24 protein-coding genes are annotated in these 24,427 nt (G+C 72.3%); 14 read left to right on the forward strand and 10 right to left on the reverse strand.

Annotation, left to right across the window (positions count from 1 at the left end; genetic code table 11):
- Window positions 1-168: 168 nt before the first annotated feature.
- The 4 genes from AC156L_RS08825 to cofC all read right to left on the reverse strand — a co-directional run bounded on the left by AC156L_RS08825 (window position 169) and on the right by cofC (window position 4,334).
- Window positions 169-1,107 carry an NUDIX hydrolase gene (locus AC156L_RS08825; protein ID WP_330883443.1) on the reverse strand — a complete coding sequence of 313 codons (939 nt, stop codon included), beginning with the start codon at window positions 1,105-1,107 and terminating at the stop codon, window positions 169-171.
- A 23-nt stretch (window positions 1,108-1,130) separates the two neighbouring features.
- The gene (locus AC156L_RS08830) at window positions 1,131-3,398 is read right to left on the reverse strand and encodes an RNA degradosome polyphosphate kinase (protein ID WP_330883431.1); all 2,268 of its coding nucleotides are present in this window, start codon (window positions 3,396-3,398) and stop codon (window positions 1,131-1,133) included.
- Between the two features lie 85 nt (window positions 3,399-3,483).
- Window positions 3,484-3,678, reverse strand: coding sequence for a hypothetical protein (locus tag AC156L_RS08835; RefSeq protein WP_330883429.1), 195 nt, complete (start codon window positions 3,676-3,678; stop codon window positions 3,484-3,486).
- A gap of 29 nt (window positions 3,679-3,707) precedes the next feature.
- Window positions 3,708-4,334 (reverse strand): 2-phospho-L-lactate guanylyltransferase, encoded by a 627-nt coding sequence (gene cofC / locus AC156L_RS08840; protein WP_330883426.1) that lies wholly within the window; start codon window positions 4,332-4,334, stop codon window positions 3,708-3,710.
- Between the two features lie 88 nt (window positions 4,335-4,422).
- On the opposite strand from cofC, the gene AC156L_RS08845 reads away from it, so the two are divergent.
- The 4 genes from AC156L_RS08845 to AC156L_RS08860 all read left to right on the forward strand — a co-directional run bounded on the left by AC156L_RS08845 (window position 4,423) and on the right by AC156L_RS08860 (window position 7,960).
- A complete protein-coding gene (locus AC156L_RS08845; protein ID WP_330883424.1) occupies window positions 4,423-5,139 on the forward strand; it encodes a lysophospholipid acyltransferase family protein in 717 nt (238 codons plus the stop codon).
- Window positions 5,139-6,149 carry an NAD(P)H-dependent glycerol-3-phosphate dehydrogenase gene (locus AC156L_RS08850; protein ID WP_330883422.1) on the forward strand — a complete coding sequence of 337 codons (1,011 nt, stop codon included), beginning with the start codon at window positions 5,139-5,141 and terminating at the stop codon, window positions 6,147-6,149. The genes AC156L_RS08845 and AC156L_RS08850 overlap by 1 nt, the downstream gene beginning before the upstream one ends.
- Window positions 6,146-7,237: a cystathionine gamma-lyase gene (locus AC156L_RS08855; RefSeq protein ID WP_330883420.1), complete on the forward strand. Its 1,092-nt coding sequence runs from the start codon at window positions 6,146-6,148 to the stop codon at window positions 7,235-7,237. The genes AC156L_RS08850 and AC156L_RS08855 overlap by 4 nt, the downstream gene beginning before the upstream one ends.
- A 255-nt stretch (window positions 7,238-7,492) precedes the next feature.
- Window positions 7,493-7,960 carry a cysteine dioxygenase gene (locus AC156L_RS08860; RefSeq protein WP_330883418.1) on the forward strand — a complete coding sequence of 156 codons (468 nt, stop codon included), beginning with the start codon at window positions 7,493-7,495 and terminating at the stop codon, window positions 7,958-7,960.
- Here the strand turns inward: AC156L_RS08860 and AC156L_RS08865 are convergent.
- Window positions 7,944-8,591 (reverse strand): pyridoxamine 5'-phosphate oxidase family protein, encoded by a 648-nt coding sequence (locus AC156L_RS08865; RefSeq protein ID WP_330883416.1) that lies wholly within the window; start codon window positions 8,589-8,591, stop codon window positions 7,944-7,946. The genes AC156L_RS08860 and AC156L_RS08865 overlap by 17 nt on opposite strands.
- A 66-nt stretch (window positions 8,592-8,657) precedes the next feature.
- Here AC156L_RS08865 and pdxR point away from each other — a divergent pair, with 66 nt between their 5' ends.
- Both pdxR and AC156L_RS08875 read left to right on the forward strand, forming a co-directional pair.
- Window positions 8,658-10,052 carry a MocR-like pyridoxine biosynthesis transcription factor PdxR gene (gene pdxR, locus AC156L_RS08870; protein WP_330883414.1) on the forward strand — a complete coding sequence of 465 codons (1,395 nt, stop codon included), beginning with the start codon at window positions 8,658-8,660 and terminating at the stop codon, window positions 10,050-10,052.
- A 24-nt stretch (window positions 10,053-10,076) separates the two neighbouring features.
- Complete coding sequence (locus AC156L_RS08875; protein WP_330883412.1) at window positions 10,077-11,144, forward strand: D-alanine--D-alanine ligase family protein; 1,068 nt, start codon at window positions 10,077-10,079, stop codon at window positions 11,142-11,144.
- A 7-nt stretch (window positions 11,145-11,151) separates the two neighbouring features.
- Here the strand turns inward: AC156L_RS08875 and AC156L_RS08880 are convergent, their stop codons facing one another.
- Window positions 11,152-11,742 (reverse strand): DUF3515 domain-containing protein, encoded by a 591-nt coding sequence (locus AC156L_RS08880; protein ID WP_330883410.1) that lies wholly within the window; start codon window positions 11,740-11,742, stop codon window positions 11,152-11,154.
- Between the two features lie 20 nt (window positions 11,743-11,762).
- Complete coding sequence (locus tag AC156L_RS08885; protein WP_330883408.1) at window positions 11,763-11,996, reverse strand: Lrp/AsnC family transcriptional regulator; 234 nt, start codon at window positions 11,994-11,996, stop codon at window positions 11,763-11,765.
- Window positions 11,997-12,093: 97 nt separating this feature from the next.
- On the opposite strand from AC156L_RS08885, the gene AC156L_RS08890 reads away from it, so the two are divergent.
- The 5 genes from AC156L_RS08890 (at window position 12,094) to AC156L_RS08910 (ending at window position 15,805) form a co-directional block, all read left to right on the forward strand.
- A complete protein-coding gene (locus AC156L_RS08890) occupies window positions 12,094-13,059 on the forward strand; it encodes a thiamine-phosphate kinase (protein WP_330883406.1) in 966 nt (321 codons plus the stop codon).
- 14 nt (window positions 13,060-13,073) lie between these two features.
- Window positions 13,074-13,553 (forward strand): GNAT family N-acetyltransferase, encoded by a 480-nt coding sequence (locus AC156L_RS08895; protein ID WP_330883404.1) that lies wholly within the window; start codon window positions 13,074-13,076, stop codon window positions 13,551-13,553.
- A 121-nt stretch (window positions 13,554-13,674) separates the two neighbouring features.
- The gene (locus AC156L_RS08900; RefSeq protein ID WP_330883402.1) at window positions 13,675-14,568 is read left to right on the forward strand and encodes a hypothetical protein; all 894 of its coding nucleotides are present in this window, start codon (window positions 13,675-13,677) and stop codon (window positions 14,566-14,568) included.
- Between the two features lie 21 nt (window positions 14,569-14,589).
- Window positions 14,590-15,111, forward strand: a complete 522-nt coding sequence (locus tag AC156L_RS08905; protein WP_330883400.1) for a gamma carbonic anhydrase family protein — start codon at window positions 14,590-14,592, stop codon at window positions 15,109-15,111.
- 16 nt (window positions 15,112-15,127) lie between these two features.
- The gene (locus AC156L_RS08910) at window positions 15,128-15,805 is read left to right on the forward strand and encodes a uracil-DNA glycosylase (protein WP_330883398.1); all 678 of its coding nucleotides are present in this window, start codon (window positions 15,128-15,130) and stop codon (window positions 15,803-15,805) included.
- 125 nt (window positions 15,806-15,930) lie between these two features.
- On the opposite strand, the gene rpmB is transcribed toward AC156L_RS08910, so the two are convergent.
- A complete protein-coding gene (gene rpmB / locus AC156L_RS08915) occupies window positions 15,931-16,122 on the reverse strand; it encodes a 50S ribosomal protein L28 (RefSeq protein ID WP_106188104.1) in 192 nt (63 codons plus the stop codon).
- Between the two features lie 161 nt (window positions 16,123-16,283).
- On the opposite strand from rpmB, the gene AC156L_RS08920 reads away from it, so the two are divergent.
- Genes AC156L_RS08920 through AC156L_RS08930 form a run of 3 tightly spaced genes read left to right on the forward strand, consistent with a single transcriptional unit; the run spans window position 16,284 to window position 20,937 of the window.
- Window positions 16,284-17,906, forward strand: a complete 1,623-nt coding sequence (locus AC156L_RS08920; protein WP_330883395.1) for a DAK2 domain-containing protein — start codon at window positions 16,284-16,286, stop codon at window positions 17,904-17,906.
- 14 nt (window positions 17,907-17,920) lie between these two features.
- Complete coding sequence (gene recG / locus AC156L_RS08925; RefSeq protein WP_330883393.1) at window positions 17,921-20,116, forward strand: ATP-dependent DNA helicase RecG; 2,196 nt, start codon at window positions 17,921-17,923, stop codon at window positions 20,114-20,116.
- A gap of 17 nt (window positions 20,117-20,133) precedes the next feature.
- The gene (locus AC156L_RS08930; RefSeq protein WP_330883391.1) at window positions 20,134-20,937 is read left to right on the forward strand and encodes an SCO4651 family lipoprotein; all 804 of its coding nucleotides are present in this window, start codon (window positions 20,134-20,136) and stop codon (window positions 20,935-20,937) included.
- Between the two features lie 34 nt (window positions 20,938-20,971).
- Here AC156L_RS08930 and AC156L_RS08935 read toward each other — a convergent pair whose 3' ends face one another.
- Entirely contained in the window at window positions 20,972-22,510 is a 1,539-nt protein-coding gene (locus AC156L_RS08935; RefSeq protein WP_330883389.1) for a hypothetical protein, read from the reverse strand.
- Between the two features lie 289 nt (window positions 22,511-22,799).
- A complete protein-coding gene (locus AC156L_RS08940) occupies window positions 22,800-24,050 on the reverse strand; it encodes a hypothetical protein (RefSeq protein WP_484406743.1) in 1,251 nt (416 codons plus the stop codon).
- Between the last annotated feature and the right edge of the window lie 377 nt (window positions 24,051-24,427).

Here is a 24,427-nt window from a genome sequence, read left to right on the forward strand (position 1 = left end):
CGTGGTCGATTTTACTTGGGGGATTCGCCCCTTGAAATTTGTCGGTCCGAGGGCTTCCCACCTGCCCTTTTTGGCCCGACGAAGGGGCAAATCCAGGGGCCCCCAAGTCAAATCGACCACACCCCGCAACCCAGCCACCGCACGCGACCCACTGCCAAGAACCGCTGGTCAGAGGCGCGGCACACCCAGCGCACTGGGCAGGTAGTGAGCGGAAACCAACCTCGGCCACCCCACGGGCGAGTCCGATGTGGACCAGTCTGGTAGCGGACGGGTGAAGGCGAGCACCCACACGCTGCCCTTCTTGCACGGCACGTCCGCCAAGCGCAGACCGCCGATGTCCGCCAGCTTCCCCACCAGGTCCGGGATGACGCCGCCCTGGCTGGACACGACCGGCACGCCGCCCATCGCCGAGATCTCCAGGAACCGCACCAGGCCCGCGTCGGGGTCCGGCCAGTAGCCCTCCTCCGACATCCTCGCTTCGCGCCTCACGGTGGTCCGGAGGTCGTCCGCCATCCCCTGCACGGTCTGCACGCAGCGGACCCGCGGAGCCGCGTGCACGCGGTCCGGGGCGAACAGCGGAAGGAGGGAGCGCACCGCCTCGGCTTGGCGCCAGCCCGCCGAGCTGAGCGGGCGGAGGTCGTCGTTGCCCCGCCAGTTCTCGCGCTTGCCCGCCTTGGCGTGGCGGACCAGCAGAACCGTTTGCAGGTCCGCGGGCACGAGCGCGAAGGCACCCAGCACGTCGCGGTCCAGCTGCCTGGTCACGAGGGCCGCCGCCTCGGCCACCGGCAGCCAGCGCAGCTCGTCCGACTCGGAGTTCGGCACGAACGAGCCGCGCAGCGCGCGGGCGCTGAAGTAGTCGACGACCTTGGGGCGGCCGAACGCCTTGTAGTGCACCTGGGACACGTGCCTGCCCAGCACGGCGTGGTAGCCGGTCTCCTCGCGCACCTCCCGCACGGCCGCGGCGGGAACGGTTTCACCGGCGTCCAGCTTGCCCTTGGGGAGCGACCAGTCGTCGTAGCGCGGCCGGTGGACGACCGCTACCTCGACGGTTCCGTTCTCGTCGCGCCACAGCACCGCACCGGCCGCCCGAATGGTGTCGGTCGACAACACGCGTCTCCTTAGGGGTGTGCTCAGCCCTGCGCGCGGTGTCGGCGCAGCATCTCGGCCTGGTGGTCGCGCACCACCGTGCCGTCGGAGGGGGACGCGTCCCACTCGCCGTCCGACCGCAGCACCCAGCAGCGGGTGGCAGGCTCCAGGGCCGAGTCGAACATGTCGTCGAGTTGGGCGGTCAGCTTCGGGCCGGTGACGCGCAACTGCACCTCGACCCTGCGGTCCAGGTTGCGGTGCATCATGTCAGCGCTGCCGATCCAGTGCTCGTCCGCCCCGATGAAGTGGAACACCCGCGAGTGCTCCAGGAAGCGGCCGAGGATCGAGCGGACGTGGATGTTCTCGCTCAGCCCCCGGATGCCCGGCTTGAGCGCGCACACGCCGCGCACCACGACGTCGATCCGCACACCCGCCTGGGACGCGCGGTACAGGGCGTCGATGACCTCCTCGTCCACCAGCGAGTTCACCTTGATCCGCACGCCTGCGGGGTGACCGGCGCGGGAGAGGTCGATCTCGGCCTGGATGCGCTCCACGATGCCGCGCCGCACGCCGTAGGGCGCGACCAGGATGCTGCGGTAGTTGTCCTGCCTGGCGTAGCCCGTGAGGACGTTGAACAGGTCGGTGAGGTCGGCGCCGACCGACGGCTCGGCGGTCAGGATGCCGACGTCCTCGTAGAGCCGCGCGGTCTTCGGGTTGTAGTTGCCCGTGCCGATGTGGCAGTACCGGCGGATCGTGGACCCCTCCTGGCGCACCACCAGCGCGGTCTTGCAGTGCGTCTTCAGCCCGACGAGCCCGTACACCACGTGCACGCCAGCCTTCTCCAGCTGCCGCGCCCACTTGATGTTCGCCTGCTCGTCGAACCGGGCCTTGATCTCGACCAGCGCCACGACCTGCTTGCCCGCCTCGGCCGCGTCGATCAGCGCGTCCACGATGGGCGAGTCGCCCGACGTCCGGTACAGCGTCTGCTTGATCGCCAGCACGTGCGGGTCGGCGGCGGCCTGCTCGATGAACCGCTGCACGCTCGTGGAGAACGAGTCGTACGGGTGGTGCACCATCACGTCGCCCTCGCGCAGCGTCGCGAAGACGCTCTTCGGCGTCTCGCGCTCACCGAACGCCGGGTGCGTCGCGGGCACGAACGGCGGGTCCTTCAGCGCCTTGCGGTCCAGGCTGTAGAGCTGGAACAGGCACGACAGGTCCAGCAGGCCCGGCACCTGCACGACGTCGTCCGGGTCCACCTCCATCTCGCGCAGCAGCAGCTCCAGCATGTGCTCGGTCATGTCGTCCGCGACTTCCAGCCGCACGGGCGGGCCGAACCGGCGGCGCGCCAGTTCGCGCTCCAGCGCCTGGAGCAGGTCCTCGTCGCGGTCCTCCTCCACGTCGAGGTCGGCGTTGCGGGTGACCCGGAACGCGTGGCACTCGATGACCTCCATGCCCGCGAACAGCTCGCCCAGGTGCGCGGCGATGAGCTGCTCCAGCGGCAGGAACGTCGCCGAGCTGCTGGCCCGGTCCGCCTCCACGCGCACCAGCCGGGGCACGTTGTCCGGCACCTTCACGCGGGCGAACCGCTCGGTGCCGCCCTCCGGGTCCCGCACCGTCACGGCGAGGTTCAGCGACAGCCCCGAGATGTACGGGAACGGGTGGGCCGGGTCGACCGCGAGCGGCGTCAGCACCGGGAACACCTGCTCGCTGAAGTAGTTCGACAGCCGCAGCCGGTCGAAGTCCGTCAGCTCCGACCACGTCACCAGGCTGATGCCGTTGCGGTCCAGACCGGGACCGACGTGGTCGAGGAACGCCCGCGCGTGCTGCTCGACCAGCTCCTGGGTGCGCTTGAAGATGTTCGCGAGCTGCTCGCGCGGCGTGAGGCCGTCCGCGCTGCGCACCGACAGGCCGGTCTCGTCGCGGCGCTTCAGGCCCGCGACCCTGACCATGTAGAACTCGTCCAGGTTCGACGCGAAGATCGCCAGGAACTTCGCGCGCTCCAGGAGCGGCTGCGAGGAGTCCTCGGCCAGCGCCAGCACCCGCGCGTTGAAGTCCAACCAGGACAGTTCGCGGTTGAAGTAGCGGTCGTCCGGCAGGTCCGCCGCCGGCAGCGCGTCGGCCGTGACGGCCGGGGGCGACGACGGGACCGACCGGGCACCGGTCGTGACAGCGGGTGGTGACTCGACGGCCGGTTCGGGCGTCCGTCCACGACGGGTCGCCGGTCGGGGCTTGCGCCGGGGGGTCCCCGCGGACGCGGAGGTCCGGGTCCTTCGCTTCGGCGTGGCCTTGTCGTCGCTGTCGTCCGTGGTCACACCTGCATTGTGCCGTGCGGAAGCCGGAATCGCCTCGATCGTGAGCGACTACCGGGTGAACTCCCCGTCACAGTGCTGGATCGAATTAGACCGGGCGGACCAGACCGGTCACCGAGCCGTCCTCGTCGCGACGCAGAGTGACGCGCTGGCCGGGCCTGAGCGACCTCCAGCAACCCACCGCGACCGCGTCCGGGGGCACGTCGACGAGCAGCCCGTCGTCGCGCAGCACGGTCGCCGAGCCGTCGGCGTGGAAGGCGCTCACGGTCGCCTGCTCGATCATGGCGGCAACGCTAGCGCCTCGGTCGCCGGTCAGCCGCACACCGGGAGCAGGGCCGCGGTGCGGGAGCCGAGGCCGAGCACCGCCGCCAGCCCGAGGTCCTCCGCGGTGTCCACGTCGGTGCGCAGCGACGGCCACGGGCCGAGGAGGGCGACCGCGCCGGACGCCGCGTGCGCGTCCGCCGACCCGACGCCGAAGCGCGGGTCGAGGTCGCCGCCGGGGGCGGAGAGCAGCAGCGTGGTGCCGGTGCCCTGCCGGTCAGGGCAGTACGCGCGACCCGTCGCCGCCTCGATCGCGGCGGCCAGCTCGTCCGCGCGCAGCGCGGGCAGGTCCGCCTGCAACGCGCCCACCACCGACCTCGGGTCGCGGGCGCGCAGCAGGGCGGCGCCGTGGCGCAGCGCGGGGTTCAGGCCCTCCGGGCCGGGCGCGGACTCCACGCCCAGCGCGGTCAGCTCGGCGACCACCGCCGGGTCGGACGTGACGGCCAGCACGTGCCGTACGACCGCCGCGGCGGCGGTGACCGTGTCCAGCGCGAGCGCCAGGGCCAGCGCGGCGTGCGCGTCCGGGTCGCCCGCTCCGCGATCGGCCGCGCCCAACAGCCTGGTCTTGGCCCGGTCGAGCGTCTTGACTGGTACCACGAGGTCCACTTGGCGGCGCACCTCGCCATACTCCCCGATGTCGGCTGGACCTGACCGGGGCACCCGAGGAAGACTCCAGGTCCGCGGTGGACGAATCGAGGGAGAACACGTGGTCAGGGAGAAGGGCGGCTTCTGGGTCGGGGTCGCCGCGGCGATCGTCTACCCGATGGCCGCGGCGCTCGGCAGGCGGCGGACGGTGCACGGCGAGCGCCTGCCCGCCACCGGCGGCGCGCTCGTGGTGATGAACCACGTCTCCCACCTCGACCCCTGCTACGACGCCGTGTTCGTGCACAGCCACGGCCGGGTGCCCCACCTGCTCGGCAAGCACAGCCTGTGGAACGTGCCGATCATGGGCACGATCCTGCGGGGCGCCAAGCAGATCCCGGTCTACCGCGGCACCACCGACGCCCAGCAGAGCCTGCGCGCCGCGCACGAGGCGCTGGCGTCCGGCCAGGTCGTCGTGATCTACCCGGAGGGGACGATCACCCGCGACCCCGACGGCTGGCCGATGACGTCGCGGACCGGCGTGGCCCGGCTCGCGCTCCAGCACGACGGCCCGGTGGTCCCGGTCGCCCGCTGGGGCACCAGGGAGATCTACGACGGCTACTCGAAGAAGTTCCGGCCGCTGCCGCGCAAGACCGTGGAGACCCGGCTCGGCGAGCCGGTCGACCTGTCCGCCTACCGCGACCAGCCGCAGACGCGCGCGCTGCTGCGCGAGGTGACGGACCTGCTGATGGGCGAGGTGAAGGACCTCCTCGCCGACATCCGCGGGGAGCGGGCTCCGGAGGGCTTCTACGCCTCTGCCAAGAACAGGGACGACAACTGATGAGCGTGCAGAGGGTCGCCGTGCTGGGTGCCGGGTCGTGGGGCACCGCGTTCGCCAAGGTGATCGCCGACTCCGGACCGGAGGTCGTGCTGTGGGCGCGGCGCGACTCCGTGGCCGACTCGGTCAACGGGTCCGGGATCAACGAGGACTACCTGCCCGGCACCAAGCTGCCGTCGAACCTCAGCGCCACCACGAAGGTGGACCAGGCGCTGGACGGGGCGCAGGCCGTGGTGCTGGCCGTCCCCAGCCAGACGCTGCGCGCGAACCTCGTGGGCTGGCGCGACTCGCTGCCCGACGGCGCGACCCTGGTGAGCCTCGCGAAGGGCGTCGAGCTGGGAACGCTCAAGCGGATGAGCGAGGTGGTCCGCGAGGTCGCGGGCGTGCCGGAGGACCAGGTGGCGGTCGTCTCCGGACCCAACCTGGCCAAGGAGATCGCCGCCGAGCAGCCCACCGCGACGGTCATCGCGTGCACGGACCACGACCGCGCGGTCGAGCTCCAGCAGGCCTGCTCCAACGGCTACTTCCGGCCGTACACGATCACCGACGTCATCGGCTGCGAACTCGGCGGCGCCTGCAAGAACGTCATCGCGCTCGCCTGCGGCATGGCCGCCGGGCTCGGGTTCGGCGACAACACCATGGCGTCCATCATCACCCGCGGCCTCGCCGAGACCGCGCGCCTCGGCGCCGCGCTCGGCGCGGACCCGCTGACGTTCGCCGGCCTCGCGGGCCTGGGCGACCTCGTCGCCACGTGCGCGTCCCCGCTGTCGCGCAACCGGACGTTCGGGCACCGGCTGGGGCTGGGCGAGAGCCTGGCGCAGGCGCAGGAGGCCGCGCACGGGCAGGTCGCCGAGGGCGTGAAGTCCTGCTCGTCGATCCGCGAACTCGCGCAGCGGCACGGCGTCGACATGCCGCTCACCGACGGCGTCCACATGGTGTGCCACGACGGCATGGACCCGCGCACCCTCGGTGCGGCCCTCATCGGCCGCGAGCCGAAGGCGGAACGGCAGTGACCGCGGGGTCCGAGGACAGGGAGTACGGCGACGGCACGAGGGTGGTGCACGCGGGCGCGCCCGAACGCCTGCCCGGCGGCCCGTTCATGGGCAGCCCGGTGTTCGCGTCGGCGTTCCACCTCACCGGCGAGGACACCTACGGCCGCGCGGGCAACCCGACGTGGCGCGCGCTCGAAGCGGCGCTGGGCGAGCTGGACGGCGGCGAGTGCGTCCTGTTCCCGTCCGGCATGGCGGCCGTCTCCACGGTGCTGCGCCTGGTGCTCCGCACGGGTGACACGGTCGTGCTCCCCGCCGACGGCTACTTCCTGACCAGGAAGTTCGTGGCGGAGCACATGGACGTCGTCGTCCGCGAGGTGCCGACCGCGGGCCCGTGGCCGGACTTCGACGGCGTCTCGTTGGTGCTGCTGGAAACCCCGTCCAACCCCGGCCTGGACGTGTGCGACATCGCCGCGCTGTCCCACGCCGCCCACGCGGCGGGCGCGCTCGTGGCCGTGGACAACACGACCGCGACCCCGTTGGGGCAGCAGCCGTTGCGGCTGGGCGCGGACATCGTCGTCGCCAGCGACACGAAGGCCGTCGCCGGGCACAGCGACGTCCTGCTCGGCCACGTGTCCACAACGGACGCCGCTCTCGCGGAGCGCCTGCGCGGCGCCCGCACCGTCGGCGGCGCCATCCCCGGCCCGTTCGAGGCGTGGCTCGCCCACCGCGGCCTCGGCACCCTCGACCTGCGGCTCACCCGGCAGGCCGCGAACGCCGCCGCGCTCTACGACGTGCTCCGCGTCCACCCGGCCGTGACGGGCCTGCGCTGGCCCGGCGCCCCGCAGGACGAGGCGTACGCGCTGGCGGTCCGGCAGATGCGCCGCTTCGGCGGGGTGCTCACGTTCCAGCTGGCCGACGTCGCCGCCGTGGACGCGTTCCTCGCCAGGTCGAAGCTCATCGCCGCCAGCACCAGCTTCGGCGGGCTCCACACGAGCCTCGACCGGCGCGCGCAGTGGGGGGACCCCGTGCCCGAGGGCCTGGTGCGGCTGTCCGCGGGCTGCGAGGACACCACCGACCTGGTCACCGACGTGCTGGCGGCGCTCACCTGACGGGCCCGCCCGCACGTCCCGTCGACCGGTGGGACTCGATCGGGTGAGACCTCTCCCAATTGCTGGGATGTGGTTGAGGGCGTCGGACGCGGCTGCGAGAATCGCCCGGTGTTGTTGCGCGCGATGATCGACGGGCGGGGTCACATCGACCTCAGCCTGGTCTCCAGCGCGCTCTGTCCTTGTCGGTGATCTTCTCGCGCCCTGCCGGTCGGTGACGACCGGTGCCGCTTTGATCCCGAAGGACCACACCACCCCATGTTCGCCGTTCCGGACAACACCGTCGCCCTGCCCGAGTCCCGCGCCGCGCTGCACCCGGTGCGCATCGCGCTGGGCTTCGCCGCCGACCGCGCCTCCTGGCGCCACCTGCTCCGCTACGACCCCGAGCAGCGCTTCGCCGCGCTGGTCGAGCGCACGGCCACCGAAGAGGTCTGGCTGATGAGCTGGCTGCCCGGACAGGAGACCGACCTGCACGACCACGGCGGCTCGACCGGGGCGTTCACCCTGGTCAGCGGCTCGCTGACGGAGACCGTGGCCACCTCGCGCATCCAGGTGCTGCACAGCCTCACGGCCGGGCAGTCACGGGTGTTCGGGCCCCACCACGTGCACCGCGTGCGCAACGACGGGCCCGACCCGGCGGTCACCATCCACGTCTACCGCGACGGCGGCCGGGCCATGACGCCGTTCCGCTTCGACCCGGTCGACGGGCCTACCGCCGTCCGCTGACGTGCTCCGGCACGGCCGTGCCCCCGGCGAGCAGGGGGCACGGCTCCGGCGGACCGTACGCCGTCCGGACGGGCAGGACACCCGCCCACGCCCGTGAGGTCGCGACGTCCTCCTCCTCGTCGGACGGGGGACCGGTGCGGATCTTCACCGACGCCTCGGCCAGGTCCAGCGCGAGCACGGCCGTCGCGGCCAGCTCCTTCGGCGACGGCCGCCGCGCGTAGTCCCACGAGCCGGGCGACAGGTGCTCGGTCAGCACCCGCAGCGCGTGCGCCTTGGCCTCCGGGTCGAGCACCGGCACGGCCGTGCCGTGCACGACGGCGCAGCGGTAGTTCATCGAGTGGTCGAACACCGAGCGGGCGTAGACGATGCCGTCGAGCAGGGTCACGGCGACGCTCACCGGCACGCCGGCCCCGGCTTCGCGCAGCGTCCGCGCGCCGGTCGAGCCGTGCAGGTAGAGGGTGTCGCCGTCGCGGCCGTAACCGGTGGGCAGCACGACCGGCGCGCCGTCGACGACGACGGCGAGGTGGCACACCAGGCCCGCGTCGAGCACCTCGTGCAGGGCGGAACGTTCGGTCACGGCGCGCTTCTTGCCCCTCTTCACGGTGCTGCGCGGGGTCGTCGACAAGGTCATGGTTCCATCGTCGGTCGAGAAGTGGCATCCTTCAATGACCAATTTCAACGTATTTGGAAGTGCCACTTGTCGGACACCCCGTTTTCGGTGACGCTCGACCGCTCGTCGACCGAACCGCTCGCCGTGCAGCTCGCGGACGCGATGCGCACCGCGGCCGCCGAGGGCAGGCTGCGCAGCGGCGACCGGCTGCCCTCCACCAGGGCGCTGGCCGAACGGCTCGGCGTCAGCCGCACCGTCACGGCGGCGGCCTACGAGCAGCTGCACGCCGAGGGCTGGATCGCGGGCAGGCACGGCAGCGGCACCTACATCACCACGACCCCGCCGGGCGCCCTCAAGGGTCGCACCAAGCGCGCCGCGCCGACACCCGCGCCCCGCGAGGTCATCGACCTCGGGCCCGGCGCCCCGTGGGCCGGTGGGCTGGACAAGGCGGCCTGGCGCCGGGCGTGGCGGGCCGCCGCGGACACCGTGCCGCTGCTGCGCCCGCAGCGCGGAGGGCTGCCGGAGTACCGCGAGGTCGTCGCCGAGCACCTGCTGCGCCACCGCGGCCTCGCCGTGGTCGGCGGACTGCGCGAGGAGCTGGTGCTGGCCACCGGCGGCACCACCGCGGCGCTGACCGAGCTGGCCGCCGCCGTGCTCAAGCCGGGCGACGCGGTGGCCGTGGAGGAACCCGGCTACCAGCGCGCGGTCGGCGCGATGCGGGCCGCGGGCCTGCGGGTCGTGCCCGCGCCGGTCGACGCCGAGGGCCTGCTCGTGGAGGGCGTGCCGAAGGGGGTGCGGGTCGTGTACTGCTCGCCCGCGCACCAGTACCCGATGGGCGGCCGGATGTCCGCGGGCCGCCGGGTCGCGCTGGTGGAGCGGGCCCGCCGCGACGGCTGGCTGATCGTCGAGGACGACTACGACGGCGAGCTGCGCTACGACGTGGCCCCGCTGCCGCTGCTGGCCGCGCTCGCGCCGGACGTGGTCGTGCACCTCGGCACGACCAGCAAGATCCTCACGCCGACGCTGGGCGCGGGCTGGATGGTCGCGCCCGAGTCGATCGCCAGCGCCGTGCTGGCCCACCGCGAGCGCACCGGCACCGGGCCCGCGCCCGCCGGTCAGCGCGTGGTCGTGGAGCTGGCCAGGCACGGAGACCTCGGCAGGCACCTGCGCAAGCTGCGCCGCGAGCTGTCCGAACGCCGGGCGCTGCTGGTGGAGGCGCTGGCCGAGGCGGGCGTGCCGGTGCTCGGCGACGACGCGGGCGCCCACGTGGTCGTGCGGGTGGCGACCGACGAGGCCGAGCAGGAGCTGCTGGCCGCCGCGGAACGGCGGGGCTTCCGGCTCGACGGGTTGGCCCGCCACCACGCGGGGCGCCCGAGGGTCCACGGCGTCGCCATCGGCTACGCGGCGTGTTCGCGCGAGCAGTTGACCTCGGTGCTCCCCGTGCTGGTCGAGCTGCTCATCGCCGCTGCTCCGCCGGGTTAACCCATCCGGGTAGTCTCGGGCCTCATGACACAGCGCAAGACCAGGGTCGCCGTGGTGTTCGGCGGCCGGAGCACCGAGCACACCGTCTCCTGCGTTTCCGCCGGGAGCGTGCTGCCCAACCTGGACCGCGACCGCTTCGAGGTCGTCCCGGTGGGCATCACCCCCGAAGGCGCCTGGGTGATCGGCGCCGACGACCAGCTCGCGCTGACGATCAAGGACCGCGAGATGCCGACGCTGGCCTCGCTCGTGCCCGTCGGTGGCGGCGAGCTGGTGCCCACGGAACCCGGTGTCGTGGTGGCGGGCGTCGACGTGGTCTTCCCGCTGCTGCACGGCGCCTGGGGAGAGGACGGCACCGTCCAGGGCCTGCTGGAGCTGGCGGACGTGCCCTACGTCGGGCCCGGTGTCCTCGCGAGCGCCGTCTCCATGGACAAGGAGTACACGAAGAAGCTGCTGGCGGCCGAGGGCCTTCCGGTCGGCACGTTCGAGGTGCTCAAGCGCGGCCAGGACACGCTGACCGTCGACCAGCGCGAGCGCCTCGGCCTGCCGGTGTTCGTGAAGCCGTGCCGCGCCGGGTCGTCCGTCGGCATCTCGAAGGTCGTCGACTGGGCGCACCTGGACGACGCCATCGCGTTCGCCCGCCAGACCGACCCGAAGGTGATCGTCGAGTCCGCCGTGGTCGGCCGCGAGATCGAGTGCGGCGTCCTGGAGTTCCCGGACGGCCGGGTCGAGGCGTCGCTGCCCGCCGAGCTGCGCGTCGTGGGCGGGTCCGTCGACTGGTACGACTTCGACTCGAAGTACCTCGACGACGTGTGCGAGTTCGACATCCCCGCGAAGCTCGACGACGACCTCACCGAGCGGCTGCGCGCGATGGCGATCACGGCGTTCCGCGCGCTGGACTGCCAGGGGCTGTCCAGGGTGGACTTCTTCGTCACCGAGTACGACGAGCTGGTGATCAACGAGATCAACACCATGCCCGGTTTCACGCCCATCTCGATGTACCCGCGCATGTGGGCCGTCACCGGGGTCGACTACCAGACCCTGCTGACCACCCTGGTCGAGACCGCCGTCGCGCGCGGCACGGGCCTGCGCTGATCCACCATCAGCCCTGCGTGCGGACGGGGCCCTTCTGGAGCGCGTCGCGGATCGTCGTCGACACGTCCTGGAGGGGCCCTGTTCCCGCGTCGGAAGGAACGGTCAGCGCGATGAACACCGCGCGGTCGACGGCGAACCACGTCGACGAGTCGGAGCCCTGGACCTCCAGCCACTGCACGTCCGAGACCACCCTGAGCTGGGAGGTCGGCGTCAGCTCACCGGGCCGGTCCAGCCCGCAGCGCAGCACGATCGGCCGGTGTTCCGCGTCACCCCACGCCACGGCGCCCGCGGGCGCGGGAGCGGCGAGTTCACGGCGCGGCAGCGTCACCCCGTCCGACACCAGGGTCAGCGGCAGCTTCCCCACCAGCGAGGTGCAGTCGGGGGATTCCGCCGCGGGGGCGGTCACCGGCACGAGGGCCAGGGGGCCGGAGTTGTCCGAGGTCGGCAGGGCGGGGTCCGCGGCACCCGAGGTGCCGAGGACGAGCCCGACCGCCGCCACCGCGACCGCCAGCAGCACCGGGAGGCCGATGGCCACGGCGAGCAGCGGTCGGGGCAACGACGAGACGGACTCGGATTCGGTCGGCTGATCCTGTGGCACAGCCCTATGACAACACGTCGCTACAAGTTGACCACTGGGCAGGTCAGGGTCCGGGTGATCCCTTCCACGTTCTGGATGCGGGCGACCACGAGCTGACCGAGCTGGTCGACGGTGTCGGCGTCCGCCCGGACGATCACGTCATAAGGACCCGTGACGTCCTCCGCGGACGAAACCCCCGGAATACCGGCGATCTCCCCCGCGACGGCGGCTGCCTTCCCGACCTCGGTCTGGATGAGGATGTATGCGTGCACCACGGCGTGCCCCTTCGTCGCGACAGGTTAGGTCGGGGTAGGAACTTGACCAGCAACGTACCGCAGTTGGAGTTCCGAATGCTCAGAACGGGAGGCAATCTTGCGTCCGGACCCGCCGCAGGACGCGGACACGGTCGCCGAAGTGGGTGAGTTCGGTCTCATCCGCCGCGTGACAGCAGGTCGGACGCAGCCCCCCACCACGCTGCTCGGGCCTGGTGACGACGCCGCCGTCGTCGCCGCGCCCGACGGTCGGGTGGTGGCGTCGACCGACGTCCTCGTCGAGAACGTCCACTTCAGACTCGACTGGTCATCACCCGAGCACGTGGGCCGGAAGGCCGCCGCGGTGAACCTCTCCGACATCGCCGCCATGGGCGCGATGCCGACCGCGCTCCTCATCGGACTGGCCTGCCCGGCCAACACCCCGGCGAGCGTCGTGGACGGCATCACCGCGGGCCTGTGGCAGGAGGCCGCCGTCGCGGGGGCGGGTGTCGTGGGCGGCGACATGGTGAGTTCCGAAACACTGGTGATCTCCATTACCGCGCTCGGCGACCTGGGTGGACTGGAGCCCGTGGTGCGCTCCGGCGCGCAGGTCGGCGACGTGGTCGCGGTGTGCGGGAAGCTCGGCTGGGCCGCGGCGGGCCTCGCCGTCCTCAGCCGCGGCTTCCGCTCGCCCGTGGCGGTGGTGGGTGCGCAGCGGACTCCCGAACCGCCGTACCCCGCCGGTCCGCAGGCCGCGGCGGCCGGTGCCACCGCGATGATCGACACCTCCGACGGGCTGCTGGCCGACCTCGGGCACGTCGCGGACGCCTCCGGGGTCGGGATCGACATCCGCACGGAGCTGCTGGAGGTGCACCCCCGGCTGCTCGACGTGGCGTCGGCGCTGGGTGCGGACGCCCGCCACTGGGTGCTGACCGGCGGCGAGGACCACGCCCTGGCGGCCACGTTCCCCGAGCCCGGCGCCGTGCCCGAGGAGTGGCAGGTGATCGGCTCCGTGCGGCACGGCAGCGGTGTGACCGTCGACGGGCGCGCGTACGAAAAACCCCCTGGTTGGGAGCACTGGCGGTAGGTATCTTGAGGACCATGGAACTATGCACGGTCCCGTATGACCATCCAGACGCGGTGAAGTTGATCGACGGCGTCCAGAGGGTCTACGTGGAGCGCTACGGCGACGAGGACATCACGCCCGTCGACCCGGCCGAGTTCTCCGCGCCGCGCGGGTACTTCGTCGTCGGGTACCTCGACGGCGAGCCCGTGGCGTGCGGCGGCTGGCGCGCCCACGACGAGGCCGAGGAGCCGCTGCTGGCCGGGGACGCCGAGATCAAGCGGATGTACGTCGTCGACGCCGCCCGAGGCCGGGGGCTGGCCAGGGCCGTCCTCGCCGACCTGGAGAGGTCGGCCGCCGAGGCCGGGCGGAAGCGGCTGGTGCTGGAGACCGGGGCCGTCCAGCCCGAGGCCATCGCGCTCTACCGGAGCAGCGGGTACGAGCGGATGCCCAACTTCGGCACCTACCGGGACCACCCGCTGAGCCTGTGCTTCCGGAAGGTGCTGGGGGAGGGGTGACCGGGCCCGGCGGGCCGCGACGGCGCCGGTGGCCGTCCTCCTGACCGACACCCGGTCAGCCCCTCCTGCCCGCCGCCGCTCGGCGGTACGTTGAGGTCTCGATCTTCGGGGGGAGGCGCCGGTGGAGTGGCCCCGTCGACCGCTCGTGCTGAGCGAGCGGACCCTGCGGCGCGGGTGGGAGACCGGCTGGGCGGTGGTGCTGCCGCTCGTGTCCGGTCTGCTGACCTGGCTGGCGACCGGCCACGGCTGGCTGACGCTGTTCGCCGCCGTCGTGGTCGGCGTCCTGTTCGTCCAGATCGCCCGCCCCCGGTTCGAGGAGCCGCCCGGCCGCCCGGTCGTGGCCGACGTCGACTCCGCCCCCGCGGAACCGGTGTGGGCGCAGGTCCGGTGGGTGTCGTCGGCTCGGGTGCCCCGCGTGGTGCCCGTCGTCGCGCTCGCGTCGGCGCCCGGCGGCGAGGTGCGGCAGGTGTTCCAGGTCGCATGCGACGACGCCCCCGTGCAGCTGCGCGCGGACGGGATCCCGTTCGCCGCCGAACTCGTGGGCGCCCACCCGCCGCTGCTGCGCGTGCCCGGCGAGGAGTCGGTGGCGCTGCGGCGGGAGCGGCGCGCCCCCGCGTCCGCGCTCGTCGACCCCGGTTACGCCGACCCGCCGCGACCGCCGACCGCACCGCCGCTCGCCCAGTGGTGGCAGCGGCTCCACCTCCGCCGAGCCGTCGCCCTGCTGGCGTCGGACCCGCAGTGGCTCCCGGTGCGGCTCGTGCCCGCGCCGGTCGGCCCGCACGCCCCCTGGGTCGTGGTGCGGCCCAGCGACGGGCACGTGCTGGCCCGCCAGTACCTGCCGCGGGCGGTGGCGGGCGTTCCCACCGGGCCGCACAGCGCGCTGCTGGGCGTGGCGCGGGGGTCGGTCGTGCTCGACGAGAACCAGGCCGGCGACGCGGTGGACGCCGTGCTCTACGGTCAGGGCTGGTCCAACCCGGTCCTCCTGCGCGGGGTTCGCATCCGCCACGTGGGGTGACGCACTGAGAGGACGTCCTTCGTGGCCATCTACGCCCTGGGCGAGCACGAGCCGGAGATCCACCCGGAGGCGTACGTGCACCCCGACGCCACCGTGATCGGTGACGTGAGGATCGCGGCGTTCGCGTCCGTGTGGCCGCGGGCGGTGCTGCGCGGCGACGCCGGGCGCATCGAGATCGGCGCGCGCACGAGCGTGCAGGACGGCACCGTCGTCCACTGCACCGAGGTGCACCCCGCGCTGATCGGCGAGGAGTGCGTCATCGGGCACAACGTCCACATCGAGGGCGCGACCATCGCCGACCACTGCCTGATCGCGTCCGGTTCGGTGGTGCTGAACGGTTCCGTGGTCGAGGAGGGCTCGATCGTCGGCGCGGGTGCCGTGGTCTCCTTCGGCGGTCACGTGCCCGCCCGCTCGATGGCGCTCGGCGTGCCCGCGAAGGTGCGGCCGGGGCACGTCGTGCCGGAACGTGCCTGGCAGTTCGCGGTCGACCGGTACGTCGCCACCATCGCCTTGTACCGCAAGGAACTCCGCAGGCTCGACTGAGATAGGGTCACGCGCTGTGCCTGGACGTCCCCTGAACGAGATCGTGGAAACCGGATGGGCTGAAGCACTCGCCCCCGTTTCCGACCGCATCGCCGAAATGGGCGAGTTCCTGCGTGCCGAAGTCGCCGCAGGCCACACATACCTCCCCGCGGGCGAGAACGTGCTGCGCGCGTTCCAGCAGCCCTTCCACGAGGTGCGCGCCCTCATCGTGGGCCAGGACCCGTACCCGACACCCGGCCACGCCGTGGGCCTGAGCTTCTCGGTGTCGCCGGAGACCAGGCCGATCCCCAAGAGCCTGGTCAACATCTACAAGGAGTACGTCGACGACCTCGGCTACCCCATGCCGTCCAACGGCGACCTCACGCCGTGGACCGAGCAGGGCGTGCTGCTGCTCAACAGGTCGCTGACGCTCCGCACCGGAGTCTCGAACTCCCACCAGGGCAAGGGCTGGGAGCAGGTCACCGAGCAGGCCATCCGCGCCCTCGCGGCCCGCGAGGAGCCCATGGTCGCGATCCTGTGGGGCCGCGCGGCCCGCAACCTCAAGCCCATGCTGGACCCGGTGCCGTGCATCGAGTCCGCGCACCCGAGCCCGCTGTCGGCGCACGGCGGCTTCTTCGGCTCCAAGCCGTTCAGCAAGGCCAACGAGCTGCTGGAGAAGCAGGGCGCGGCCCCGATCAACTGGAAGCTGCCCTAGGCCGTCGCCCGGTGCCGCCGCCCGTCGAGACCTCCTCGGCGGGCGGTTCGGCGCGGGCCTCGGGGGGCCGGACAAAGCGAAAGCCCGGACGCCGAGGCGTCCGGGCTCCCGTTCAGGGCTGCAAATCAGCCGCGCACAACCTTGCCCGCCTTGATGCAGGAGGTGCACACGTTCAGCCGCTGGCGCTGCGAGGAGGAAACCTTCGCGCGCACGGACTGGATGTTCGGGTTCCACCGGCGGTTCGTCTTCCGGTGGGAGTGCGAGACAGAATGGCCGAAGCCCGGCCCCTTGTTACAGACGTCGCACACGGCAGCCACGTCAGCCACTCCTTAGGGTTGCTCATTTCGTACTCACGCCCCGGCGGGCGCGCAAGCGTGCACAAGCCTCAGCCGGGCATGGCAACAACGATGAGGGTAACCGGTCGGCGGTGCCACGACCAAACCGGGGTGCTGTCGGCACGGGTGGATACGCTCCCGCCATGCAGGTCCTCGATGCTGGTGCGGTGCGTCAATGGGCGGACGCGTGTGTGCGGTCACTGGACGTGAACCGCGAGGCGATCGACCGCATCAACGTCTACCCGGTGCCCGACGGCGACACGGGCACGAACCTCCTCCAGACCATGCGGTCGGCGCTGGACGCCCTGCTGCGGGCCCCCGCCGAGGCGCGCGACGCGGCGGGCGCGTCCCTCGCGGCGCTGGCCAGGGGGGCGCTGGCGGGCGCGCGCGGCAACTCCGGGGTGATCCTGTCCCAGGTGCTGCGCGGGCTCGCGGAAACCGTCCAGGGCGCCTCCACCATGACCGGCGGTGCGCTGCGGCAGGCCCTGCACCGGGCCGACGAGCTGGCCACGGCCGCGGTGTCCCAGCCGGTCGCGGGCACCGTGCTGACCGTCCTGCACGCCGCCGCCGAAGCCGCGGACGACGGGCCGGACGACCTGGAGCACGTCATCACCTCGGCCGCGAAGGCAGGCGCCGCGGCCCTCGCCGACACCCCGCGCCAGCTGGCCGTCCTCGCCAGGGCGGGCGTCGTCGACGCGGGCGGGCGCGGGCTCCTGGTGCTCTTGGACACACTCGCGGCCGTCGTCACGGGCCGCGAGGAGGAGACCGAGGTCGTCCCGGTGCTGCCGAGGACACCGGAATCCCTGACCACGGGCCGCGAAGCCGGGTCGAGCGAGTTCGAGTACGAGGTCATGTACCTGCTCGACGGCACGTCCGAGGCAGGCGTCGACGGTCTGCGCGCCGCGCTCGGCGGACTCGGCGACTGCGTGTCCGTCGTCGGCGACGGCGCCGAGCTGTGGACCGTCCACGTGCACTGCAACGACATCGGCGCCGCCGTCGAGGCGGGCATCGCCGCGGGCCGCCCGCACCGCATCACCGTCGCGCGGTTCGCCGACCAGATCGCCGCGCAGGCCCCGCGCTTCGTGCGCGACCGCGCGGTCGTCGTGCTGGTCGGCGGCGGGGGCGCGGTCGAGCTGTTCCGCGCCGAGGGCGCCGTCGTGGTCGACCTGGCCGCCTCGGAGTCGCTCACGGCCGCCGACCTGCTCGCCGCGCTCGTCGGCACCCGCGCCCGGCACGTCACCGTCCTGCCCGGCGCCGCCGACGTGCGCGAGCACCTCGACGACGCCGTCGCGCAGGCCGTCGCGGCGGGCCAGGACGTCGTGGTCGTCCCGACCGCGTCCCCGGTCCAGGTCCTCGCCGCGATGGCCGTGCACGACCCGTCCCGCCGCCCCGGCGACGACGTGGTCGCGATGGCCGAGGCCGCCGCCGCCACCCGTCGCGGCGAACTGGCCGTGTCGGACCGCGAGGGCATCACGTGGGTCGGCCGCGTCGCCCCCGGCGACCTCCTCGGGATGCTGGACGGCGAGGTCGTCCTGATCGAACCCGCTCCCGCCGCCGCCGACGCCGTGGGCGACCTCGCGTGCAGGCTGGTCGACCGGATGCTCGGCGGAGGCGGCGAACTGGTCACCGCCGTCCTCGGCGCGGACGCCCCGGCCGACCTCGCGGCCCTGCTGGAGGACCACCTGAGGCTGAGCCACCCCGAGGTGGAGCTGACCGTCTACTCGGGCGGCCAGCCGGACACGATCGTCCTTGTCGGTGTCGAGTAGTTGAATGGGCGGCGATGACCACCTTTGACGAGAAGCTGGTGTCGGTGCTCGGCAAGAAGAGCGCCGACGCGCTGGAGGCCGGGCTCGGCCTGCTGACGGTCGGCGACCTGCTGCGGCACTACCCGCGCCGGTACGACGAGCGCGGGAAGCTGACCGAGATCGCGAGCCTGGAGCTGGGCGAGCACGTCACCGTGCAGGCCAAGGTCAAGTCGGGCAAGAAGCGCGCGATGAAGAACCGGCGCGGCTACATGTTCGAGGCGACCATCACCGACGGCACGAACGAGCTCCAGCTCGTGTTCTTCGGCACGCCCGCGCACGTCGCCGAGACCGAGCTGCTGCCGGGCAGGCAGGCGATGTTCGCGGGCAAGGTCGGCCGCTTCAACAACAAGCTCCAGCTCGCCCACCCCGACTTCGAGGTCCTGAAGGACGAGGCGCCCGACTCGGCGGCCGACCGGTTCGCCCAGGCGTTCATCCCGGTCTACCCGGCCGCGCAGGGCATCCAGTCGTGGAACATCGTCAACTGCGTCAAGCAGGTCCTCGACGTGTGGGACGGCGTCCCCGAAGCCTCCGACCCGCTGCCCTCCCGGCTGCGCTCGTCGCGCTCGCTGATGCCGCTGGAGGGGGCGCTGCGCGCCATCCACCGCCCGGACAGCTGGGCGGTGATCACGCTCGCGCAGCAGCGCCTGAAGTGGGACGAGGCGATGGCGGTCCAGCTCGCGCTCGCCCAGCGCAGGCAGTCCGCGGGCGCCCGCCCCGCCCCCGCCTGCCCACCGCGACCGGGCGAGATCCTCGACGCGTTCGACGCGCGGCTGCCGTTCACGCTGACCAACGGGCAGCGGGGGATCGGCGAGGAGATCGCCCACGACCTGTCCGGCGCGCACCCGATGAACCGGCTGCTCCAGGGGGAGGTGGGGTCGGGCAAGACCATGGTCGCCCTGCGGGCGATGTTGCAGGTCGTCGACTCCGGGCGGCAGGCCGCCATGCTGGCGCCGACCGAGGTGCTCGCGGCGCAGCACGCGCGCTCGTTGACCGAGATGCTGGGCGACCTCGCGCAGGCGGGGCAGCTGGGCGGGGCCGAGCACGCGACGCGGTTGACGCTGCTGACCGGGTCGATGAGCGCGCCGCAGCGCAAGAAGGCGATGCTGGAGATCGTGTCCGGCGAGGCCGGGATCGTGGTCGGCACGCACGCGCTGATCCAGGACAAGGTGACGTTCGCCGACCTCGGGCTCGTGGTGGTGGACGAGCAGCACCGGTTCGGCGTGGAGCAGCGGGACGCGCTGCGCGGGCGGGCGCGGGAGGGGGCGACGCCGCACGTGCTGGTGATGACGGCGACGCCGATCCCGCGCACGGTGGCGATGACGGTGTACGGCGACCTGGCCGTGTCGGCGCTGCGCGAGCTGCCGGGGGGCCGGTCGCCGATCAGCACGTCGCTGGTGCCGCTGGCGGAGAAGCCGCAGTGGCTGGCCCGCGCGTGGCAGCGCATCCACGAGGAGGTCGCCAAGGGCCACCAGGTGTACGTGGTGTGCCCGCGCATCGGTGGCGGCGAGCCGGACGACGACGGGGCCGAGCCGCCGAAGGAGGACGCGTCGGACCGGCGTCCTCCGCTGGCGGTCGTGGACGTGGCGAACCGGCTGTCCGAGGGGCCCCTGCGAGGGCTCGCGATCCAGGTCCTGCACGGCAGGCTGCCCGCGGACGAGAAGGACGCGGTGATGCGGTCGTTCGCGGCGAACGAGACGAAGGTGCTGGTCGCCACGACGGTGATCGAGGTCGGCGTGAACGTCCCGAACGCGACCGTCATGGTGATCATGGACGCGGACCGGTTCGGCGTCAGCCAGCTGCACCAGCTCCGCGGCCGGGTGGGCCGGGGCAGTGCGCCCGGTCTGTGCCTGCTGGTCACGGAGATGCCGGACGGCACGTCGACCATGGAGCGGCTGCGCGCGGTCGAGTCCACGTTGGACGGCTTCGAGCTGGCGCAGCTCGACCTGGAGCTGCGCCGGGAGGGCGACATCCTCGGCGCCGCCCAGTCCGGTGTGCGCTCCGGGTTGAAGATGCTGTCGCTGCTGCGCGACGAGGACCTGATCCGCGAGGCCCGCGTGGAGGCCCAGCAGGTGGTCGACGCCGATCCCGAGCTGACCGCCCACCCCGGCCTCTCCGGGCTGGTGGCGGGCCTGCTGGACGAGGAGCGGGCGGAGTACCTGGAGAAGGCCTGAGCTAGCATCGACTCCTTGTGCGCCGCTTCCTCGTCGTGATCCCCCTCGTGCTGCTCGCCGCCTGCGGGTCGGCGCAGCCCGCGCCCGCTCCGACGACGTCGCAGGTCAAGGGCGAGCTGGCGGTGTTGGCGGAGACCATCACGGCCCGCAGGGCCGAGCTGAGGACGGCGAAGTTCCACACCGAGGGCTTCGCCTCCGACGGGGCGGCGACCGAGGTGCGCAACACCGCGGACGGCGTGCTCCGCCAGGAGGCGGACGGCGTGGTCGGCGCGTTCACCATGAACGTGGACGCGGGTGGAGCGGCCCGCGAGATCGACCTCGTGGTGCTGCGGGACGAGCTGTACGCCTACCTGGCAGGCGCCCCGATGCCCGAGGGCAAGAAGTGGGCGAAGTACACCGCCGAGAACAGCGGCGAGATCTCGGGGCTGCTGCGCGGGTTCGGTCCCAGCGCGATGGCGGGTGCCGAGCTGGACTACCTGGAGCCGACCGCCGGGCTGGTGCTGCGCAAGGCGTCCGAGCAGCTCGACGGGGTGCCGGTGACGCGCTACGACGTCGCCGTGGACACGGTGAAGATCGCGAAGCTGTTCGACGACCCCGACATCCAGCTCCAGCACACCCAGCTCGCCGAGTACGGGGTGACGATCAGCGCGTTCGCGTGGGTGGACGCGACCGGGCTGCCGCTCAAGGCCGGGTACCGGTTCGAGCAGAACGGCGAGGTGGTCAAGAGTTCGACCACCCGGTTCAGCGACTGGGGCGGCCCGGTGGAGGTCGCCGCACCGCCCGCCGCCGAGACGATCCCGGCCGAGCAGCTGCCGAAGTAGGGGCTCTCCGGGCTCCGGGCGGTGCGGGCCCGCGCTAGTCCAGTGTGGACAGGTCGATGGCCTCCGCGCCGAAGTCGAAGCCGTCCGGCGGCACGGAGTGCGACCAGTTGAGCCAGCCTCCCCGGTGGCGCGGCCGGGACGGCAGCTCGCCGTCCAGCAGCAGCGCCACGTAGCAGCCGTAGTCGACGGCGAACCCGTCGTAGAGCGTGCCGGGGTGGTTCTTGTCGACGATGCCGCGGCGCAGCACGTGCAGCAGCCGGGCGTCGTAGAGGACGTCCACGGCCGGGTGTTCCGCACTCGCCGTGCGCTCCAGCAGGAACGTCCGCGACCGGCGCTTGCCCACCACCTCGTCGACGAGCTTGCGCAGGGTGGAGTGGGCGGCCGGGTTGGAGTCGATGGCGGTCTGCTTGTCGCGGAGGTACCAGTCGCGGGCCGCTCGGCGGACGTCCTCCAGGTCGGTCACGTCCGAGTGCGCGTACTGGGCGGCCAGCGCGGCGATGTTGATGGCGTCCCTCGGCACGCCCTCGGCGGCGCGGACCAGTTCCAGGAAGGCGTTGCGCTGGAACGTCCGCTCCACGAACGCGGTGGCGTCCCCTGGTGCCCTCGCGCCGACCACGCGCACCAGCAGGTCCTTGGCGTGGTTGAAGAAGAGCTGGCCGAAGAACTCCTGCGCGTCGGTGCGGGCGCGGTTGAACACCAGGAAGTCGTCCAGGCTCACGGCGGTGGCCGCGTCCGCGCCCAGTTCGATGCCGATGTAGTCGCCCGCGGGGGCGGGGACGCTGAACCGGGAGCGGCGCTCGATGGCGGCGATCTTGACGGTGATGCCGGGGACGGGCAGGACGCAGCGGCGCAGCAGGTCGGCCAGGAGGGGTTGGAGGTCGAGCGGGACGCTGCTCCACTCGTCCAGCAGGAGCCACAGCCTGCGCCCGCCCAGCGCCCTGGTGAGGCCGCGCAGCGCTCGGCTGAGGGGACCGAAGACGACGTGGTGGCGCTCCACGCCGACGCGGCGGAGCCGGTGCTCCGAGGAGGTGCTGTTCCGGCGTTCGGCGGTGACCTTGGCCGACGGGGTGGCGCTGATGTCGAGGGCGTGCCTGGTCTCCGCCGAACCGGTCCGCTTCGACTCGCGTTCCACCTCGCCCACCACCTGGACGGCGGTCGCGGCGTCGGCCAGGGCGTCGAGGGGGTCGAGCATGTCGTGCTCGGTGTCGACGGCGATGGTGAGCAGTTCCTCGTGGACGGCTTCCAGGGTGTCGACGAGGAGGTGGGTGCCGCGTTCGGCCGCGTCGGCGTCGCTGCCGGAGTGGATGCCGCCCGCCGAGCCGATCGTGCGGAGGTCCAGGTAGACGGGCAGGTCGCCCGCCCGCTCGATGACGTCGCTGAGGTAGAGGAGGGCGTGGGTCTTGCCGGTGCCCCTGCGCCCGTAGAGGACCTGGTGGTCGGTGGAGTGGAGCATCGCCGAGAAGGAGCCCGCGCTGACGTAGGTGGTGGCGAGGGTGTGCCGGTCGGTGTTCTCGGCGCGTCTGGGGATCCGCATCAGCGCCTGGTTCAGGTGTCGCTGCACGTTGGTCTTCATCGGGCTTCAGGGTGGCGGGGGTCGGGTGGGGCGGGATAGCGGCCAAGTGGTTGGTTCGATGCCCCCTGGGGGCAACCGGTTCGTGGGGCGCGGCTGGTGCGAATCCGGTTCGGGTGGTCCGGGGGGACCTGTTCGACTCGGGTCCATTGATTCGACCCTGTGATCGGGCTGAAGGGCGGGTGGTGTCGACCTGGGCGATCCGTTGTCGTGAGGGTCGGTTCCCCAAATGAAATCGGCCACGCACGGGTGCGTGGCCGATTGTTGGTGCTCGGTTTTCCTGCCCTGTCGCCTAGGCGTTCTTCGGCCTTTTTTGGATCGGCAGTTTTGCCGTGGGGGCGTCTGCCGTGGCCGGTTTGCCGTTGGTCGGCGGCTTGGCTGGTTCTGGCTTCGTCGCCCTTGCCGGCTTTTCCTGCGGCTTCTGGGGTTCTGCTGCTCGCTCGCGCGCTCGGGGGTCGTCCGGGAGCGGGCCCAGTGCCGAGACCGCCTGGAGCACCGCCGCTTGGGCCGCGGCGAACTGCTCGGTCAGTGACTGGTGCATGGTGCGCAGCGCCGTTACCCGCTCGTCGGCCTCGGTCACGCGCTTGTCGGCGTGTTCGTCGGCCTCGCGCACGGTCTTCTCGGCCTTGGTGGTGGCCTCGGTCGTGAGCTGCTCCACCTTCGCCAGCGCCTCGGACTCCAGTTCGGCCAGGAGCTTCTCCGACTCGGCCTTCTTGGCGGTCAGGGTTTCGTCGAGTTCCTTTTCCGCCGCGGCGCGCTTGGCTTCCGCTTCCGCGCGGATCTTCTCGGCGGCCTGCTTCGCCTCGACCACGTGCTGCTCGTGTTCCTTCTTGAGCTTGGTGCGCAGGTCGTCGTATTCCTTGTCCAGGTCGTCGTGGTACTTCTTGTACTTCTGCTCCAGCGCCGCGCGGGTCTTCTCCAGGTCGGCCGCCTTGGCGTCGTACTCGGTGGTGACGCGTTCGGTTTCGGCACGGCCTTCGGCCATGAGCGCGTTGTGCTCGGCCGTGAGCTTGGCGCGGAGTTCCTGGATCTCGTTCTCCAGTTCGGCCTTGCGGGCCTCGAACTTCTTGTCCAGCTCGATCCGGTGCTGCTGGTGCTGCTGCTCCAACTGCCTGCGGCGGTCGTCGGTCTCGGCGTTCTTCCGCTGGTGCAGGGCCTTCTGCTCGGCGGCGAACCGGTCGGCCTCGGCGCGGGTGGCGTTCGCGTGGTCGACGGCCGCCTTGCGGATGTCGGCGATCTCCTCCTCGGCGAGGCCCATCATGATCCGGACGCGCTCGGTGACGTTGGAGGCGCTGATGGGGCTGGCGGCCAGGCTGGAGAGCTGCGCCTTGACCTTGTCCAGCTCGGCTCTCGTGCCCGCTACCACCTTCGACAGTTCGGCCACCTGCGCGGCGGCGGCGTCACGGCTCCGGCTGGCGTTCTTGAGGTCGAACTCCAGTCGGGTGACGCGTTCGTTGACCTGACGCTGGTTGTATCCGCGCAGGACGACGTCGAAGTGAGCTGTGCGGGCAGCAGTCTGCCCATTCCCATCGGGCCCGGCCATATGGGCAACACTACCGAGGTTTCGGACCCGCAAGTCACACGAAGCGGCGAATCCCACCGCATCAGCGCAACCTCGTGGGTACCGCCGTGAAGAGGGCCACATCTACTGCATTCGACGCAACCTCGAACGCCCTCGGTCACCCGGTGTGGAAGTCCGGTGATCGGCCGCTAACGTCCCTGCTCCTCGCGGGGGCTGCGCCCGGCGGCTCCCTGCGGCACACTCTTCGACCAAGGCCCCAGCTCACGGCCGGGGCCGACGAGCCGCTCGACCGCGCCGCGAACCGATCAGGATGACGTCCGTCACGTGGGATGGAACTCCCGAGGGGCGGGAAGCACACGGTAACGTTCCGACGACCCAGTCGAGTTACCGGGAGGGAA

It is taken from the genome of Umezawaea sp. (assembly GCF_057122925.1).

Excerpts from the sequence above, each read along its gene's own strand:
- AC156L_RS08850 (WP_330883422.1), top strand. The coding sequence starts at position 5,139 with ATGAGCGTGCAGAGGGTCGCCGTGCTGGGTGCCGGGTCGTGGGGCACC.
- AC156L_RS08940 (WP_484406743.1), bottom strand. The coding sequence starts at position 24,050 with ATGGCCGGGCCCGATGGGAATGGGCAGACTGCTGCCCGCACAGCTCAC.
- AC156L_RS08935 (WP_330883389.1), bottom strand. The coding sequence starts at position 22,510 with ATGAAGACCAACGTGCAGCGACACCTGAACCAGGCGCTGATGCGGATC.
- recG (WP_330883393.1), top strand. The coding sequence starts at position 17,921 with ATGACCACCTTTGACGAGAAGCTGGTGTCGGTGCTCGGCAAGAAGAGC.
- AC156L_RS08895 (WP_330883404.1), top strand. The coding sequence starts at position 13,074 with ATGGAACTATGCACGGTCCCGTATGACCATCCAGACGCGGTGAAGTTG.
- AC156L_RS08835 (WP_330883429.1), bottom strand. The coding sequence starts at position 3,678 with ATGATCGAGCAGGCGACCGTGAGCGCCTTCCACGCCGACGGCTCGGCG.
- AC156L_RS08860 (WP_330883418.1), top strand. The coding sequence starts at position 7,493 with ATGTTCGCCGTTCCGGACAACACCGTCGCCCTGCCCGAGTCCCGCGCC.
- AC156L_RS08875 (WP_330883412.1), top strand. The coding sequence starts at position 10,077 with ATGACACAGCGCAAGACCAGGGTCGCCGTGGTGTTCGGCGGCCGGAGC.
- AC156L_RS08865 (WP_330883416.1), bottom strand. The coding sequence starts at position 8,591 with ATGACCTTGTCGACGACCCCGCGCAGCACCGTGAAGAGGGGCAAGAAG.
- AC156L_RS08920 (WP_330883395.1), top strand. The coding sequence starts at position 16,284 with ATGCAGGTCCTCGATGCTGGTGCGGTGCGTCAATGGGCGGACGCGTGT.